The organism is Nocardioides sp. 616, assembly GCF_002930065.1.
GTDB classification, from domain to species: Bacteria; Actinomycetota; Actinomycetes; order Propionibacteriales; family Nocardioidaceae; genus Nocardioides; species Nocardioides houyundeii.
The window spans coordinates 1-14,801 of sequence record NZ_POAG01000006.1 but is presented as its reverse complement, the minus strand read 5'-3'; the positions used below and the strand labels follow the sequence as shown (position 1 = coordinate 14,801).

General features: G+C 62.8%; 11 protein-coding genes. 1 reads left to right on the top strand and 10 read right to left on the bottom strand.

The window, feature by feature from the left end:
• Window positions 1–488 precede the first annotated feature (488 nt).
• The 3 genes from C5H89_RS01375 to C5H89_RS18745 form a co-directional block, all read right to left on the bottom strand.
• Complete coding sequence (locus C5H89_RS01375; RefSeq protein WP_240181637.1) at window positions 489–1,472, bottom strand: DNA adenine methylase; 984 nt, start codon at window positions 1,470–1,472, stop codon at window positions 489–491.
• Between the two features lie 245 nt (window positions 1,473–1,717).
• Window positions 1,718–2,680 carry a hypothetical protein gene (locus C5H89_RS18750; RefSeq protein WP_162799148.1) on the bottom strand — a complete coding sequence of 321 codons (963 nt, stop codon included), beginning with the start codon at window positions 2,678–2,680 and terminating at the stop codon, window positions 1,718–1,720.
• 68 nt (window positions 2,681–2,748) lie between these two features.
• Window positions 2,749–4,611 carry a hypothetical protein gene (locus C5H89_RS18745; protein ID WP_162799147.1) on the bottom strand — a complete coding sequence of 621 codons (1,863 nt, stop codon included), beginning with the start codon at window positions 4,609–4,611 and terminating at the stop codon, window positions 2,749–2,751.
• Window positions 4,612–5,120: 509 nt separating this feature from the next.
• Between C5H89_RS18745 and C5H89_RS19265 the strand changes: the two genes are divergently transcribed.
• Entirely contained in the window at window positions 5,121–5,663 is a 543-nt protein-coding gene (locus tag C5H89_RS19265) for a hypothetical protein (RefSeq protein ID WP_240181636.1), read from the top strand.
• A 311-nt stretch (window positions 5,664–5,974) separates the two neighbouring features.
• On the opposite strand, the gene C5H89_RS18740 is transcribed toward C5H89_RS19265, so the two are convergent.
• The 7 genes from C5H89_RS18740 to C5H89_RS01340 form a co-directional block, all read right to left on the bottom strand.
• On the bottom strand, window positions 5,975–6,487 hold the full coding sequence (locus C5H89_RS18740; protein ID WP_162799145.1) for a hypothetical protein: 513 nt from the start codon (window positions 6,485–6,487) through the stop codon (window positions 5,975–5,977).
• 581 nt (window positions 6,488–7,068) lie between these two features.
• The gene (locus C5H89_RS01365; RefSeq protein WP_162799144.1) at window positions 7,069–7,371 is read right to left on the bottom strand and encodes a hypothetical protein; all 303 of its coding nucleotides are present in this window, start codon (window positions 7,369–7,371) and stop codon (window positions 7,069–7,071) included.
• 151 nt (window positions 7,372–7,522) lie between these two features.
• Window positions 7,523–9,229, bottom strand: coding sequence for a M23 family metallopeptidase (locus C5H89_RS01360; RefSeq protein ID WP_104105324.1), 1,707 nt, complete (start codon window positions 9,227–9,229; stop codon window positions 7,523–7,525).
• Window positions 9,230–9,241: 12 nt separating this feature from the next.
• The gene (locus C5H89_RS01355; protein WP_104105323.1) at window positions 9,242–11,065 is read right to left on the bottom strand and encodes a hypothetical protein; all 1,824 of its coding nucleotides are present in this window, start codon (window positions 11,063–11,065) and stop codon (window positions 9,242–9,244) included.
• A gap of 18 nt (window positions 11,066–11,083) precedes the next feature.
• The gene (locus tag C5H89_RS01350; protein ID WP_104105322.1) at window positions 11,084–13,609 is read right to left on the bottom strand and encodes an ATP-binding protein; all 2,526 of its coding nucleotides are present in this window, start codon (window positions 13,607–13,609) and stop codon (window positions 11,084–11,086) included.
• Window positions 13,590–13,964, bottom strand: coding sequence for a hypothetical protein (locus C5H89_RS01345; RefSeq protein WP_104105321.1), 375 nt, complete (start codon window positions 13,962–13,964; stop codon window positions 13,590–13,592). Before C5H89_RS01345 ends, C5H89_RS01350 begins: the two co-directional genes overlap by 20 nt.
• A gap of 4 nt (window positions 13,965–13,968) precedes the next feature.
• Window positions 13,969–14,226, bottom strand: a complete 258-nt coding sequence (locus C5H89_RS01340) for a hypothetical protein (RefSeq protein WP_162799143.1) — start codon at window positions 14,224–14,226, stop codon at window positions 13,969–13,971.
• Window positions 14,227–14,801 lie beyond the last annotated feature (575 nt).

Below are 14,801 nucleotides of genomic sequence, written 5' to 3'. Positions count from 1 at the left end.
AATACCCGATGTCGTGCAAAGCCGCAGCCGCCACAAGCAGATCCCGTTCCGGACCGAAGGCGTGTCCCACGCTCGCGGCCAGCCTCGTCACCGCCTGGACATGGCGGGCTCGACGCCCGGTTGGGCGCATGAGGTGTTCGGACCGCTCCAATGACCAGCTCAACATGCTCTCCCCATCGCCTGGCATATAACGACGCCACTCAGGGGGCAAGAACCACCGGACCATCGCGACCAACGCAAAGCCTTGGGTCCCTCGCCCCGCTGGACAGGGCGACGGAGGCGCCCATAGAGGGTAGAGCTGCGCTTCCAGCCACCATTTGAGCCACCGCCGATAGCACATGCTCAACGGGGTCACGAGAAGGCAGGTCGCGAAGGGAGGGATGAGATCTGACGTACAGACTGCGTTTGCGACGCAACGGAGCAACCCACTCAAGCGCGGACGGGCCAAACCGCCCCCCACACCCTCACAGTCTTACTGTTTCGCCGCCCTACTGGGGCTGCAATAAGTACAGATTCTCGACCGTGGACTTTCGCTGGCTCCCTTTGGACCCACCCATCGTCGAATGCGAACGGTCGAGTCTTGCAAAACGCTTGAGACCACCATGAACACCAAGAGTCTCGTCCAATTCCGTCTCAGAGATGAGCCCATCACTGGGATAACTGACGAGAAGTTCAGATCCCGACGATGCCGCCAAGCGGCCAAGACTGGCGAACGCTTCAGATACCCTCGATCGATAACAAAAATCGCTCAGATGCCTATCAGACCGAACCCTTCCAACCCCGAAAGAATTCGGATAGTCATACGCTGTCATTGTCTCCAGTACATGGTAAAAGCGGCTGTAATGATCCTTGGTATAGGGCGGATCCGCATACAAGACCGTGTTCGCGTTCCATCCGAAATGAGCCGGATTTGGAATGCTCATTGCGTCGCTTTGCATGACGCGATTTCCGCGCCTCCATGCACTCCTGCCTAACGAAACGGTACTCAACAACACTTGCTCGTAGACATCAAAGACGTCCCGCATCCAATTCCTTCGGACTCGCACATAGCCTGTCTCAGTCCTGGCCGACAGGAACTGCGCCGTATGACCTGGACTATTGATGGTTATAGATGCGGTAGTCAACCAAGCAGCCAAGAACAGATCCCGGGGGGAACCCTGGCTCCAAGGACCTGAATCAGATGCAACAGAGGGATACCACTCGTCGAGGACGTCTCGGATGCAGTCCAGCGCCACCGACTGCCGAGTTGAGAAATAGCCACTCGAAAAGTAAATGGCGACCAACTGGTAATTTTCGGCAGCTGCCGCCCGCCTAGAACGCGCGACAGCATCCTCACTATTACCCGGATGCACTGCCTCGAGGATCAATTCGTGGGTACTCCGAGCACCCATTGCCAGGGCCGCGTCCTCTCGCACGATCTGATCAGCAAAATCGTGCGAAGCGGAGACATAACGGCTGCGGGCTTCGGCCACCAGCGCGAGTCGAGCGCGCGCGCTCGTGCACCCAGTCCCTTGGAGCAAGGTAGCCCGAGCAATAACGGATGGAAATGAGAGAGCGTCGTTGCATGTCACCTTAACGTCGTTAACAAGCGATGCAGCCACAGCCCCAGTGCCAGCGAATAGATCAACGAAACGACTTGCCGGAGATTCACGGGCTGCTAGGTAGCGATGCACCTCTGGGATGAGGAACTTCTTCGTTCCCATATACCGAATACTGCTCACAGTGGTGCGGGCTCCACAGAAACACAAAGCCCGACGATAGTTCCCGTTGCACGCCGCTCCTCCGCCGCGCGGCGATCGTCCGCAGACATTCTCCAGACCGTCACATTATGCTCATTGGCTACTGCCACAAGAATCGCCGCCAAAGCCAAAGGCTTCGGGCCTAATGGAACGACCACTACGCGATTGGCGCGGGACCAAGTACTTATGCTCGCGTTCAGATCCACCACGGTCTGTCGCATGTCGCCGACAGCATAATTGTGAACTGTATCGACGGCTCCCGAGCGCAACAGCGAAGCGTTTTTTTCGTGGACTACAGCGTCATAGCGAGCGTCCTCTCCCTGAGGGAGCAGGACAACGGTCTGCCTGGGTTCAATCGTCTCGATCGCGGCAGTCGCCAACGTCTGTTCGAACCCAAGACCCAGGACACAAACGACCGCGGAGTCAGGGTCCGAGGACCATCCCTCCATGCCTTCCATCGGCCGATTCACTAAGACGGGCCCTTCGCTGCCTCTTAAATCGTCAACAAACTCGCCGAACGCGTAGTAAAAATCGACTCGGATCGGCTCAGATTGATCCTCAGTACACGCCAATACTGTCCTCGCAAGCCGATCGCGATCCATGCTTGAGATATCAACCGCAATTCGAGGAGTCACACGTTCACCGGTAGATTCATCCCGAGCAAGGCTGTCACGAACCAAACGAATCAGTTCACCGAGGCTTTTTCGATATGCACTCGGCGATTCACGAATGATGTCGTACGGCGCGAAGAAAGCCGCATTCCGCTCGTAACTGTGCAGCGGCTCAGACTGATAATCGAAGGCCCAAATCCGGCTACATCGTGACGCCAACCTCGCCGCGACAGCGGTTGACCTCTCTTCATATCCTAACGTCGCTACCAAGGCGTCGTAGGTGCCAACTTCATCAGGTTGAAGGGAAGAGACACGCATCCTGACTGTCATGATCTCTGCACCTCACCGTGTTGGACCTGTCCTTGCACTTCGTCCTCCGCTTGACTCTGATCACCCAACTACCTATCGAAGAGCGTAGCCGCATGCTCTGCAGCCCTCCCCCGCCTAGCTCTGCCCGCGTCAGTGCGCCAGTCGATAGGAAGCAGTTCACTTAAGGCAGAAGGTGGAGTCAAATGAATGGGCAACCCATATTTTGTGGCTAGCAGGTGAGATAGCCTGAACTGCCGTCCCACAATGTCGCCTGCCAACGGATCACCGCCATGCCGAGGCGGTATATGAACAAACGCCCCAGCATTGATCCCTCGCACAAATAAGGCCCGAATCTCGGGCCTTACCACGTTATTCACCCGCAGTGTCAAAGCGACGTTGTCGCTAAAGGGTTCCTCGACAATCTTCGCTGCCAGGCCTGCACCGACTCTGTCAACGAGTTCCATAAGCGCCACAGACTTGCCGTCGACTTTAACTGCCTGCTGAGCATCTAACAAGGCAAGGAATCTAAACAACGTGGATTCGATCGCAGCACTTTGGCGGGCGGTCGGGACCCTGCCCAAGGTTGCTGGCGTATCGACTCTCGGAAACAACTGGCGAACTAAGGAAATAATCATTCGTGGATTTCCATCCGGCAAACTGAGGATACTGTCGGCGCCGGTATATAGGCCAAAACTCTTGCGCGACCGGCGCTTACCGTCGTCGGCGCGAAAGTACTCTCGAACCACGACGATGTTTCGAATCTTGCGCAGGCGCGCGGCGCGGCGTGCTGGATCGAGGACCTCAAGGTTTTCAAGATCGATTTCGTTTGCAGTCAGGTAGTCCGCAAACGATTCATCGCGAATGCGTAACGCCTCCATAGTGCGCCACAGCCTTGATCCGACGTCATACGCACGGGTGGGGGTGATTTCGTCTGCATCCACCTCTTCGCGTGAATCAAGATCGCCCGACCCTAGGAACCGTTCAATCGGAGGCACTGGAACCGAGGAATTCCTATCCAGCGTGGCTTCCACTAGAGCTTTCGCGAACTTTATAGCCGGTCGCTTGCGCGCATAAGTCAAGGGGACATGCTCGTAGTCTTGGCCAGGAACGGGCGCATGTTCGTGCTCTAGCACATCGAATTGATCATTAGCGGGGGCTAGCGAAAGCTTGAACAGGAGGCGAGGTTGAGAGCCTCTCAAGGCACCCAACAATTCTTCCACCAACTTGCGCGGGGCCAGTTCGAGTTCATCGAACAACAACGCCCATTTCTGGTCGGGCTCACCCGCCGACACATTGAAGGCTTCTACCGCCGCGTCAGCAACCACCAGAAAGTCTAAGTCGCACCACGAAGGCAACGTTGTCGAAGAATCTCTTCGCAAGCGATTTCGCAACGTACCGATTTCGACCAAACGGTCAGAGAGGAGTGATCTCAGAGTGGGAAATGACAGCGCAAACTGGGAGAGGTCCGCCAGTTCGGAGATGCGTCTGGCCAAAGCGGTTTCATCGATCCCCTCCTCCGCGACGCGTCGGTGTGCGGCAACGCCATGAGCAAGGTCTCCACGAAGTCTGTAATCCATGGATTCCACGATGGCTCGCAAACCATGCGTCGTGAAAGCCGACGCAGTCAGCGCATCTCTCACATCTCCAGAAAGATCAGTACCAGGCATGGCCAGTTGTTCATTCCAGGTGCGATCTGCTCCGATGAACACGCCTACCGATCGGACCGTTGCTCTGGCAGCGTCCGCTTCTGGCCCCGTCCAGTGTTCGAGCGCTTCTGAAGTCATCATCTTGAGCATTGTGGTTTTGCCGCTTCCCCGTGGTCCTGTAAGGATCGCATTGTCGGCGTGCAAAAGAGCGTCGAACGCGGGTGGAGCAACAAAAGTTGCCGCGACTTCCCGCGCACTCAACTTGATGGCATTGAGAGAAGTTAGAGGTACAGCTGGAATCGTCACTGTCGGGCCTCCACGAAGGCGATCCGCTCGATACAGCCATCCGTGTCCAATATTGCCTGAACCTCCGAATCGAGCCTCGCGAGGTGTTGGGCGAACCTGTACACGTCGTTAGGCGCAAGATACTCAAACCGTGGCTCGATCGCCAATAGGTCCGCGATTGGCATATCTGACGCTGCACTACGAACACGCGATACAACGTCCCCAGCGACTCGCCACGGGTCAGATCGCCATCCGAAACCGCCCTTTGCTGGGAGACCATCGGTTCTACCAGAAGGCACCCATGCTAGTGGTCCCATGGGCTGGTAACTCCACGCCCGGAACGTGCCCGCTACGCCGAGACTCAATGTAGTTGCTGCCGCATCAGAGAGCAAGTCGATCACGTAGAATTGATTCTTTGTGCTCTGTGCGAGAACGCCATCTAATGGCGCCGAAAAGCTACCGGCACTAAACAGTACAGCAGAGCCTCCCCCGCCAGGGGCGTACTGAACCCAAGGTCGGTGCTTATGGCCGTGGATAACAAGCCAAGGGCCGTCCTCGTCGATAGCATCGAACAGGTGCTCGACCCCTTTAATGAGACTCGCTTCATTCAGATCAATGAGCGGCAGTTGTACCGGATGGTGATGGGCAACGAGAACTCTGACGCTGTCTGGCGGGTCGTCTTGAAGACTCTTTCTAAGTCTTTTCATGTCGCTCGGCTGTACCCGACCGTGCTGGTACTCGTCCCCTTCGGGTCCTGCCATACCCCCGAGAGCCCCCGTATTCAAGGCAACTATCGTATTCCCGTTGATATTGACGCGTGTGAAATTGTCCGCAAAGTACTCCAGGCGCTGTTGCGAGCCCCTAGTTGGAAACGGCGGCTCCAGTTCTTTCAAATGGCGTTTGGGGTCGTGGCCGTCTTGCGCCCGGCTATCGTGGTCATGGTTGCCTGCTGTCGCGACCAACTCAGCGCCGAACGCATCAGCCAGGGCACTGAGGCGGCTCCATACCTGCGTAAGTGCGGTGGGATCAGCGCGATCGGTGAGGTCCCCTGGGCAGACAACGGCATCGACTGAGTCGATTCCAGCCTCGGCTAGAGCTCCCGCAATCCCGCCGAACATACGTTCGACCCCAGTTGCCGTCCCGTGGAAGCTCAAGCGTGTCGCACCGCCGGCGTCCGGCTCAGACGTTGTCGCGTGGAGGTCTGACAGCACCAGCAGACGTAGACGTGAGGGCTCATGCACCTGCCGATGGTAGGTGATGGAGTCGTCCGCGTGCCGGAATCTACCGGGGCGCGTTCCGGCAGACGATGTCTCTGGTCATCTGGGATCTAGAGTCTCGGCAGCACTGATCGATCTCGGTTGCTGCCGAATTGTGCTCTATTCCGTCAAGGCGCCGGCTCCGCCGGCGGACGCGCTTGCGGGCAGCGCTGGCGCGCCGTCCTCTGCGCGCCATTGGGTGCCCCACTGTGGACCAGAGGAGCCACACTGAAGTCGTTGGGTTGCTCGCTTTTGACCTCCGACACCGCGCCCGATATGCCCATCGTCGACATTTCGGCACTTTCGCGTGTCCGGATGCGAGCCCAGGCAGTCTTGGCGGCGTCGCGGACCCCCTGCGGGGTTTCCACCCAGGAGTCACCGAAGCTGGGAACGGCCAAGTAGAAGCCGATCACAGCCAGCAGGCTAACCGCGACTTGCGCTGGCGTTGACAACTCGGTCACCGGTTCTACGCCATAGACGATTGGATAGGACAGCAGGCCTTGCGCGACTGCGAGCAGCGACACACGACGTTCCACCTTTCGCCGACCAAACTGAGGTGCTGGGAACACGAGACGCGAGAAGAACCACGCAAAGAGCCCCACAACCAAGGTCCAGAACACAGCGTCAGCGAGGTCGCCCATGCCCGGCGTGCAAATAAGGGATGCTGCGATTCCGGCGGCCAGCGGAGTGAAGCGTGCGAGCTTTGCGCGGCGAGGCACTAGGCGCCATCCCGATGGGGGCGGAGTGGCCTCTGGCACGGGAACGATTTCCGAGCGTCGTCGCCGCATAGAGCCGGTAAGCACCCAGAGGGAGCACCACCCTCCACTCAGTACGGCCTTCCGCTCTTCCGGGAGATGATCCGCCCCCACAACCCAGCGCTTCGACTGCCCCGGTTCGACTCGCGTGGGCAACTCGAGGATTTCGGTCAAAGCCGTCCGCTTGGTGCCGCCTAGTTCCATTTGTTCAACGGTGTCGGCGACCCGACCCGCATTAAAGACCCTGATCACCAGGGCCTCTTGGTACCAGAGACAATGAAAGCGGAGCGCAGGCCCTGACATGCGCCACGAGACGATAGTCCAACACAAGGAAGATAGGGCGACCGCAGCGGATGCCCCGGCAATGAGTCGAGTGACGGTGTCAGGTGCCATACCCGAAGCATCGCCGACTCGCGTGGGTCTCACACGCCAATCCCCGCACTTGATCCGCCTATCGCGGGGCGAGGTCACCCATAGGTCGAGCCGCGGAAGTCGACCCATACGAGGTGGACCGGGTAGGGCTGAGACTCGGGCCGCACCCCCGTGAACATCCACCGGTAGTAGTCCTCCTCGGTCATCACGTCGATAACCGAGTGACCTTCGGCGTCCTCGTAGATCTGGCTGACCGCTCGCACGTCATAGATGAACCGGAAGGGACGCGACAGAATCACGCGCTTCCCACGCAGCGCTGGCACGTCCCAGGCACGCAGCGGCTCGCGCGCAGGCGGAGCTCCGAAGTACGGAAGCGGCTTCCCGGCTGCGTCCTTCACCTACATACCTCCCAATCAGCCCACTGGTGCGACCGCGACCCAGACGGGTCTTTGGTCGGAGTCGCCGTACGGGAGACAGCCCTGGTCGACGACCTGGAGGTAGCCCGGGTTGAAGGCGAAGCCGTCGATCCGGCCACCGGGGACGCTCTCCTCACATGGGGCACCACCGCGCCAGTTCGTCGTCATACCGACCTGCTCCAGCATCGGCACCGGGCTCCAGGTTTCGCGCGCTGCGTCGAGGGGATGGTTCCAGTCCCCCCCCCAGCACCGGTGGGTAGCCGGCGTCGTTCATCTCGCCGACGAGCTTGCGGTAGTTCGCGGTCATGGTCTGGAAGTACCCCCGCATGACCGGATCACTCGAAGCTCGCGTTGGCATATGCAAGGCCACCACCGGCAGCGTCCCGGAGTCAGACTCAAGCAGCACCCACGGCATCCACCGGTCGTACTCGGCACCATAGAAACCCAACTCGACGCCCCGATTGGCGGCGCTGAACTTGGAGCTGTCCCACACGATCACTGAGCCTCCCTTGCTCCCCGCGGGTTGCCAGACGGCCCACGAACCGGGCGTGCGTTCCACGATCGCGGTCACGTTCCGGTTCGTCACCTCTTGCAGCAGCAACACGTCCGGGCCCTCAGCCAGGAGGCCGCGTATGTGCTTCTCCGCTGACGCGTCGGTGACCCAGAAGGCCAGGTTCGACGTCAGCAGCACAGCGGTCTCTCCCAGGGCGCTGGTGTTCTGCCCAGCAGGGATGGTGGATGGGTCCTTCCCAACGTTCTCCGCGAGCCACTGTGTCGGGTCGACCGGAGGCCCACCCCCTGGATGCACTTCGAAGTGCAGGTGGCAGCCGGTCGCGTTTCCCAGGGCTCCGACCTGGCCGATGGGTTGACCGGCGGTCACCTGCTCTCCGCTTCGCACTCCGACCGCTTGCATGTGGGCGTACCACGTTTCAACGCCATCGGGCCCGGCGTCGACCTCGACCAGCCACTTTCCGGCCCAGGATTGATCCGTGCGCACCGTCACTACGCCATCGGTGGAGGCTAGAACGGGAACTCCACAGGGGACAGAGAAGTCCGTGCCTGTGTGGGTGGACTCCCAATGCGACCCAGAGGAACCGAAACTTGTTTGGTCGACGTACGCCGCGCCCACTGGCAAGGGCATCACTACGCTCCCGGTGAACGCTGCGGAGCCACAAAGGTTCTTGGCGCCGAAGTACGTCGTCTGCTCGATCTGTGACGACGCGGGAGCCGACGCGAGCAGGGCCTCGGCAATCTCGACGTCATCGGCGTAGGCCCTGGGGTAGGCGGATTTCTGGACCGACTGCGCGGCGTCGGTGACGCTCATCGACGCCCAGCCCGGGACAGCGTTGAGAGCGCCGTAGAACTTGCGCGCCGAGGTCGCCGGATCCATAAGCTCGACCATCGACCCCCACCACGGCCACTGCTGCTGAAACACACCCAGTGACCCGTGGTCGCTGCCCACTGCCTGATGCGGGAGCTCCAGGGACTTCTCGATGCCGGCCTGGTCTGGTTTGAGGTCGTTGCCTTGACCGTCGTTGGCGTAGTTGAGGAACCGGGATTCTTGGGAGGCGACGGCGAGCGCGATGACGATGCCCTGTGCGGGGACCGCCAACCGATAGCCCTCGGAGACGATGATCGAGGCGTTGGTCAGCTGCTCTTCGGTCAGCTGGGCCTCGGTGCCGTTGCTGACCAGGACGACGGAGTTCCGGCCGGGTTGGCAGTTGGCTTCCTGGTCGACGTTCCCGCCCATCAGCATCATGAGCATGAGCAGCGGCAAGCCGATGAGAACGAACCCGCCCACGACAGGGGCGACGACGACCAGGCTGCGGGTGCGACTCATGACGTGGCCGTCTCAGGCAGTCGCCTGCGTGGGCCCGTCGCCGGGCCGGTAGATGACGTAAACCTCGTCGCCGTCGTACTCGTGATGGTTCGCCGGTTGCAGGTTGTCACCGACGGGCGCTGGTGTGAATCCGGGCTCCTCGGCCGGGGACGAGCCACCTCCAGCGGGCGCCGGCCCTTGAGGTCGCGGGCCGGACGGGGCGCTGGGTCCGGGACCGGCACTCGCGTCGTCGGACGGACGAGCGGCTGCTCGCGGTGTCAGCGCCAGCGCCTCGGACCGAGGGCCCACAGCGGCCTCGACAGGCGGACGTGGGCGTTCCTGGGGGTACTGCGAGGGACGGGCTTCGGCACGTTCGGGCGGCGCTTCTGAGTCGTCATCCTTGGTGACCACCGCGGCCGCGACACCGGCGGCTGTTCCGGACGTGACCGCAGTGAGACCGGTCAGGGCGGCTCGTTTGAGCCAGCTGGGCCGGTCCACGCCACCGATGAACGAGTCGTTCGGACTGACCATCGACGTCAGGCGACGGAACGGCTTCAGCGCGACCCACATGATCACGCTGAACAGCGGCATCAAGACGATGCCGAGCCAGGTGGGTGCCTCTCCCCCGGGCTGCATCAGGATGCCGAGGACAGCGATGGTGACGCCGGCCCCGATTCCGAAGACGATCGAGTTGATCACGGCGGCGCCGACTGTGCGGCCCAACCCGGTGACCAGGCCCCGGGACGCGGGGAAGGCTCCGAGGGTGGCGAACGCGGGAAAGAGCATCACCGCGAGGCGGACGATGAGGAAGCACCCGATGAGCAGGAGGGAGGACATCAGCAGGAACGGCAGGGCCAGGAACACCCCTAGCGTGGAGAGGATGGCGTAGCCCACCCGAGTGTCGGAGCGTTCGCCGGTCAGGTACTCGTACGCCTCGGGGTCCTCGTTCTCGATCGTCTCGGCCGTGGTCTTCCACTGCTCCTTCTTGGCCTCGATGATCAGGTTGCCGCGCTCGGGGTCGTCTTCGAGGATCTGGGCTTCCCGCCAGGTCAGGGCGTGGGCCTGGAACAGGGCGGGGCCGTACTTCTCGGCTGTCTCGGTGTCCGCGCTGCCGAGGGTGCCGGCCAGCCAGGCTCGGTAGAGGATCGCCTCGTTGATCCCGGAGGCCAGCGCCGTACCGGGATCGATGTCGGCACCGCTGCCGTCGAGGTTGCTCACCGCTGCCCCAAGGGTGCCGGTGACCGTCCGGTCGGCTGCGCTTCCTGCTTCGACCGGCCACTTGAAGAGTGCCGAGGCGATGAGCACCACGATCAGGGCCCAGCCGACGGCTGCAGCCGAGGTGGCCATCGAGGCGCGCCGTGCCTTGAAGATGAGCAGGATGCCCAGGGCAGCGAAGACGAACGGGATCCAGGAGGCGAAGAGGTTCTCGTGCAGCGCGGTGGAGACGTCCTCGACGGAGCTGTCGAAGGCGCCCAGGAAGTTGGGTTCGAAGGCGGCCTGGGTGACCGATCCGGTCAGGGCGGTGAGGGCGATCGGCAGCTGGACCAGCCAGTTGCTGACCGCGGTGCCGATGACGGCGTCGGGCTGGCGCATCGCGTCGGGTCCGCACCCGAGGTCGTAGGTGTTCCACCGCAGCCCTGCGTAGCCGTACTGCTCGAAGATCGTCGTCTCCGCGTTCGGGGCGAAGGGATCGCCGGCCGGCGGCAGTACGTCGGGCTCTCCGGAGAAGAACCCGGCCATCCCCCGTCCCGGCAACTCCGGAGTCGGAGAGTCCTTGCAGTCGGAGAACCCCGGGATCGCGGTTGCCGTGGAGGGGATCGCCCAGCCGGCGAGCAGCACGATCAGGACGACTGCCACGATCCGGGGGAGGCGCTTTCATGCGACTTCCTCCGTGTCGCTGTCCACCTCGTCGCCGATGTCGCGTCCGGCGGTGGTGTTCAGCACCGCCAACAACTCCGGATTGGCCGTCAGATCGACGCGGACCTTGTCGACATGGCCGTCCACATCGCGCATCACGAACTCCCGAGCACCCTGCGCACCTCTGCCCGAGGACAACGTCCCGAGGGCACGTTCGTAGCCGACGCCCGTGGCCACGCGGAGCATCCGCAGCGCCTCTCGTGCGGCGTCCTCGTCCTCGATTCGTCCGACGAACGCGGCCGACATGAAGTTGGCGACGTCCATGCCGAGCACGTCGGCAGGGTTCTGCGAGGCCGCCAGCACGCAAGTGTTCCACTTGCGCGAGTCCCGACCCAGTCGGGTGAACAGCGCCCGACCGGCAGACCACTCCCCCAGGAAGTGGGTCTCGTCCAGGGCGACGAGCTTGCGGCTCTGCATCTCCCGGCCGTAGACCGCGCGGGTCGCGTACCAGGACGCCAGATGCAGCAGCGGCACCGCGAGCTGCTCCGAGGTCGACCAGTGCTCACGAGGCACCGACTTGGGTGGCAGCACGAGTCCGGGCATGGTCAGCACCGTGAGCCGGGCCCCCATCCGGTTGGCCGAGATCGATGAGCTCTTCGGGAAGAACAGCCGAGACAGCGGCAGTTCCGCCATGTCGCGCAAGTAGTTCGCCACCACCCGACCATGCGGATCGGAGTGCCGCTCCAGGTGCTCTACGACGTCCCACAACGAGGCCGTGGGTTCACCGCGAGTGGCACGGACAGCGTCCGAGACGACCAACGAGGTCTGCGCCATCGTGTCCACCGCCGCGGGGAGCAGCATCTTCACCACGTCCATCGCCAGGAGCTTCCGGTCCTGGGCCGCGAGCACCTGCGCTTCGTCGTACGCCTCGTCGCCGTCGTACGCCGAACGCAGCGGACTGGCGACTACCTCGAACGGGTTCAGCGTTCCGCTAGCCGCGGTCGTGAGATCGAGGTGTTCGCTGTGTTCCCGCAGCTCCGGGAGGTGGGTCAACCTGGCCAGCGGGCCTGAGGGGTCGAGGACGACCGCGGGGATTCCCCGGCGTACCGCCTCGTAGGTGATCTGGCCGATCAGGACGCTCTTCCCGGCGCCGAGACCGCCGACGACCGGGACCAGCCCCGAGGTCTCCTTCACCTCGGTGGCGTAGTGAGTGTCGAACATGACCGCCTGCCGCGATGATCCCGCGGTGTAGCCCAGGTAGGGACCGCGACGATCCCCTACCCGGGTGGACGCCTGTGGCACCCCGGCCGAGACGTACAAGGCCGGGAGCCGTCGGCGGTAGGCCGAGGTGGAAATGGGTTCGCCCGGGATGAACTCCCGCAGCAGACCGAACTGGCCACGTGGGTGCTCGATGGTCACCCGCCGGGAGCGGTACGACGTGGTCACCTTGCGGACCCGCTCGAAGCATTCCTCCTCGGTCCGGCCGGCCACCGCGAGGCGGAACCACCCGTGCACCCGGGCGGCAGTCACGTCGACCCCGCGGGTCATCTGGTCCTCCACCTCACGTGCCTGACGGGCCTGGCGGTCCAATGCCAACGGTTCGTCGAGGTCGTGCTCGCCGAAGTGGCGCTGCATGTCGCGCACCACCAGCAGCTTCTTCTGGATCGCCTTGCGTGCATCGGCACCGGACAGCACGTCGAGATAGCAGGACCACTCCACCGGGAACGGCAGGTGGTCGGTGTGCGAGAGCCACGGCTCGTGGCCGGGGTCCGGTGCCTCGATCTCCTCGAGTCGCCCGACCGACATCACCGCTACGTGTCGTTCGACCGGGTCACCGGTACCGCGACCAACGAGTCGGACAGTTCGGCCGAACCGCTCCGGGTAGTACTCCACGCGGTCGGTGAAGCTGTGCAGGTCATCAGGTGACCACCCACCGTCCGGAAGCGGAGCCAAGTCGACCGGGGCCGGGAGACCAAGGCCCACGGAGCGGCGCATCAACCACTCCATCTCCCGTGCCGAGGCCGGCCGCCCCTCCATCCCGGGCAACGCCATCGTCTCGGTCACCCGCTCGACGTGCGGCAGCAGGCGCGCGTGCTCGACGTTGCCCGGATGCCGCCACACCGCACCCGTCACACGATGACTCAACGGACGCGTGGAGAGTCGAACCCCGAGAAAGACCTGCTTCTCGGCCATCGTCTGGTGCCGCAGGTGCTGCTGCATCCGCACCAGGTGATCGGTCCACGGCTCGACCCCGGGCGTTTGCAGGGGCTGAGGTGTCAGCTGGTGCAGCCGGCGAGCCCACTCCGCGGTCGGGTACGGCCGCGCTGTGACCCGGAGATGCAGCCGATGGCCGGCGAGCCAGGCCAACGCGTCACCCGCACCGAACAAGAGCTGCTCCCGCTGCAGGTCCGAACGGAAGGCCCACGGCTGCGTCGGCACTCGGTACCAAGCCCACACGTCGTTGCTGGTGAAGCACAGGTTGTCGTCGATGTACCGCAGCGCGAGTGGAGCTGTCGCGACTCGGTCACGTGTCTTCTTGGACATGGGTCTCCCTCACCCTCACCCTCACACCCGAGGTAGTCAGGCCCGCCGGCTTCGGCACCCGAGCCTGCGGGGCGCCCAGTTCCGCGCGCATGAGCTCGAAGACGCTGACCAGGGGCCGCTCGTGGTCGATCACCCCGGTCAGGGCATAGGTCGCCAGGATGGTCAGAACCAGCTCCCACACGGGCGGCGCGTTCACCCGCATCGGCAGCACTGCCTCCACCAGCAGCACGGCGACGAACAGCATCAACCAGATGCCGTACGCCGAGTACCTGGCAGCCCAGGGCAGCGTGAACCCTTTCGGTCCCAGCCACACCGCGTCCACGCGGTAGACCTCGTCGTCAGGACGAATGCGCATGAGCTCAGGCGAAGACGAAGTCGGCGATGTTGTCGGCAAAGCCGTAGAAAAGCCCGGCACCGGCGATCACGACACAGCCCAGGATGACGTTGGAGACCGTCATCGCGTTCTGCGACATCTGACCCTTGCGGGCGCTGGCGATGATCCCGATCCCGATGAACAGCAAGACGATCGGAATGATGTTCTTGACGCCCCACTCCACGATGCCGTCGGAGTTGATCTCCGGCGCAGCAGTGACGAGACGTGACACAGATCCGTGCATTGGGACTACCTCCCTGGAAGACTCACCAGGGGTGGGCAGCTGAACGCCGCCTCCCCGAGCGAGAGCGGACAGTGCTGCGGTGTGCAGTTGTGGGCAAGACGCAACAGCCCAATCGGCCGGACCCGCCAGAGGCTGTCCGGGATGTGCGACGGTCGAGGGTCGGAGGTCGAGACAATCCGAAAGTCACTTGCGGGCAGGCTCAGCCAGTCGATAATCACGGCCGGTCGGCATTGGTCCTGGAACATGCCCTCAGTCAAGTCAGCCGGTCAGGACACCGGTACCACTCGCCGAGGACGTTTCGGGACGTCCTCCACGTCCTTCTTCACGCGAAGCTCGCGGGTGTCCCCGCACGAGGGCAGAGCATTCCCCTCACCGTCCACGTGGGAGCCCCTTTCGTCAAGCGGTGCTCACTGGAGCGTACGAGCTGGTGAACCAGTACGTCCCGGTCCCACCAGGCACCGACACCTCCACCCGGTACTCACCGGCCGGCAGGTCGTACTCCCGGTGCCCGTTGATCGAACCCCAGTTCTTCCCCGTGGCCACCTCGATCAAGCTCGAGTTCGACCCGTACAACA

Coding starts and splice junctions, on each gene's coding strand:
- C5H89_RS18750 (WP_162799148.1), bottom strand. CDS start 2,680: ATGACAGTCAGGATGCGTGTCTCTTCCCTTCAACCTGATGAAGTTGGC.
- C5H89_RS18740 (WP_162799145.1), bottom strand. CDS start 6,487: ATGGGCGACCTCGCTGACGCTGTGTTCTGGACCTTGGTTGTGGGGCTC.
- C5H89_RS01360 (WP_104105324.1), bottom strand. CDS start 9,229: ATGAGTCGCACCCGCAGCCTGGTCGTCGTCGCCCCTGTCGTGGGCGGG.
- C5H89_RS01350 (WP_104105322.1), bottom strand. CDS start 13,609: ATGTCCAAGAAGACACGTGACCGAGTCGCGACAGCTCCACTCGCGCTG.
- C5H89_RS01345 (WP_104105321.1), bottom strand. CDS start 13,964: ATGCGCATTCGTCCTGACGACGAGGTCTACCGCGTGGACGCGGTGTGG.
- C5H89_RS01340 (WP_162799143.1), bottom strand. CDS start 14,226: ATGCACGGATCTGTGTCACGTCTCGTCACTGCTGCGCCGGAGATCAAC.